3 protein-coding genes are annotated in these 1928 nt (G+C 38.1%); all 3 read left to right on the forward strand.

What is annotated here, in order from left to right; translation table 11 throughout:
- Positions 1–352 precede the first annotated feature (352 nt).
- Complete coding sequence (locus HUT38_04720; GenBank protein ID NUQ57755.1) at positions 353–1234, forward strand: DEAD/DEAH box helicase; 882 nt, start codon at positions 353–355, stop codon at positions 1232–1234.
- Positions 1231–1545, forward strand: a complete 315-nt coding sequence (locus HUT38_04725) for a site-specific DNA-methyltransferase (GenBank protein NUQ57756.1) — start codon at positions 1231–1233, stop codon at positions 1543–1545. Before HUT38_04720 ends, HUT38_04725 begins: the two co-directional genes overlap by 4 nt.
- 45 nt (positions 1546–1590) lie before the next feature.
- A partial coding sequence (locus HUT38_04730) for a hypothetical protein (protein NUQ57757.1) occupies positions 1591–1928 on the forward strand: 338 nt, incomplete at its 3' end.

A 1928-nucleotide genomic window follows, 5' to 3' on the forward strand; every position in this document is an offset into this window, starting at 1 on the left:
AACCTTCTGGCAATTGCCAAAAACGCCCTGACGGTAAAAACGCCTTCTGGGTTGGCCTATAAAATCGCTTGTTAATTTTTCAAAGAACTAAAGTGTTACGAATATCAAAGAATTTTGTAACTGAATGACATAGTAATCAACTGCCATATAGTTTTTCCTTCCTTTGGTAAATTTAAAATGCATTTATCAAAAATGTGCTACGTTGATCTTGAGTGTAACAAATGCTCAACTCAGCACGTGAAATAGTATTGAATTACGTTTTTGAATGACTTATACTCCGTACACAAACCAAAAAATATGTAATTTGGTTCTTTCGTTTTAAGCGTAAATAATTATCTGAATGCTATAATTAATGCAAATAACGCCTTATCATGCCAAATATTTTGCATTCGAACTCACAAAACGCAACTCATCGGATAGTTTGCAAAAACTGGCTTCTTCTCTTTTAGATGCCCAGGTAGATTTAAATCCACATCAGGTTGAGGCAGCTTTGTTTGCCTTCCATTCCCCGCTTTCTAAGGGCGCTATACTGTCGGATGAGGTCGGGCTGGGAAAAACCATTGAGGCTGGACTGGTTATCTCTCAAAAGTGGGCTGAAAGAAAACGGAAAATTCTGGTCATCGTACCATCCAATCTGCGCAAACAATGGAATCAGGAATTACTGGATAAATTCTTCCTTTCGTCAATTATATTGGAAACATCATCTTTTAATCAGGAAATTAGAAATGGAAACTTAAATCCCTTTAACCAGAACGAAATAGTCATATGTTCATACCATTTTGCAAGGGCTAAAGACGTTTACATTAAAAATATCAACTGGGATTTGGTGATTATTGATGAAGCCCACCGTTTGAGAAATGTTTATAAGCCATCAAATAAAATTGCCAATGCCGTCAAAAATGCCGTTGCCAATGTCCTAAAAATTCTCCTTACGGCAACACCTCTCCAAAATTCTCTCTTAGAACTTTATGGTCTCGTGAGTGTCATTGATGATTATACCTTTAGCGATGTAAAGAGTTTTAAGAGCCAGTTTTCCAGGTTAGCCAATGAGAACGATTTTTGTAGCCTGAAAGAACGATTGAAGCCTGTCTGTATAAGAACACTCCGCCGCCAGGTACTGGAATATGTTAAATACACGAATAGAATAGCAATAACACAGGAGTTTATACCATCCCCCGATGAACAAAAATTGTATGATCTGGTGTCATCCTATTTGCTGGCAAAATCAAGATGATATGCATTGACCTGCCCTATAATACAGGCAATGATTTTATTTACCCTGATAACTATACAGAAAGTCCGGATACATACTTACGCTATACTGGGCAATTAGACAGCGAGGGTAGGCGATACTCTACAAATACCGAAACGGATGGCAGGTTTCACTCCAAATGGCTCAGCATGATGTATCCCCGTCTTTTTCTTGCTAGAAACTTGTTGAGAGAAGATGGGGTAATTTTTATTAGCGTTGATGATAATGAGATACATAATCTCCGTATATTAATGAATGAGATTTTTGGAGAAGAGAATTTTATTGATACCTAAATCCTGCAAACAAGGCTTAGCCTTGTTTGCAGGATTTAGGAACAAGTGTTTCTGGACGAAGATTTTGAAAAGTTCTGGAATAAGATTAAGGCTAAAACTACCTATTCCGTTGAGTATTCCACAGAAACGCTTGTGAGCAACGCCGTTGGAGCGATTAGGAAAATGGATAGGATTGAGCCGGTAAAGGTTTCATACGGAGAGGCATCAATAGATATAGAACACAGGGGGATTTGTGTTGCCGAAACCAGAAGTCAAATAACGAATGTCGAGCATTTGGGCGCGCTGCCGGATATTTTAGCTTATTTGCAAAAGGAAACGGAGCTTACCAGAGCAACAATCGTAGTGATATTAATAGATTCAGGCAGGATTGAAGAATTTCTTGT

The organism is Candidatus Paceibacter sp., assembly GCA_013360865.1.
In the GTDB taxonomy this organism is placed as follows: Bacteria; Patescibacteriota; Minisyncoccia; order UBA9983; family UBA9983; genus SURF-57.